Genomic DNA, 424 nt, shown 5'->3' on the forward strand with positions numbered 1-424 from the left:
ATTTTTTTGAATTGAAGAAAAATATCAAATAATACCTTGAGGACAGCAGCCTACCATCATGTGACATCACAGTAGAAAATGAATTTAAATTTGGTGACGATAACAGTACAATCACACAAAAAGTCTTCGCTCACGTTATTATTGCCCTACAGGATACACTGGAAGGTTTAGATAAAAACGTAATTAATTCAGTTTCAAACATCCTAATTAATCTTCCAACGGATAATAAAGTTTTTTTGTTTGGACAAGGAGGATCCGGAATTTTATGTTCCGATTTCCAACATAAATTATTGAAAATTGGAATTACTGCTGTTTTTCATCAAGACGCTAATATGCAATTGATGAGCGCTTCTTTAGCAAAAAAAGGAGATGTTGCAATTGGTATTTCTCATTCCGGCACAACAAAGGATGTTATCCAGTGTTT

General features: G+C 33.3%; 1 protein-coding gene. It reads left to right on the forward strand.

Annotated features, from left to right (window positions below; all coding sequences use genetic code 11):
* Positions 1 to 236: 236 nt before the first annotated feature.
* Positions 237 to 424: SIS domain-containing protein (locus tag KH893_RS12475; RefSeq protein WP_281166361.1), on the forward strand; the 188-nt coding region annotated here is incomplete at its 3' end.

Origin of the sequence: Liquorilactobacillus sicerae, assembly GCF_029916425.1 — a bacterium.
GTDB classification, from domain to species: Bacteria; Bacillota; Bacilli; order Lactobacillales; family Lactobacillaceae; genus Liquorilactobacillus; species Liquorilactobacillus sicerae.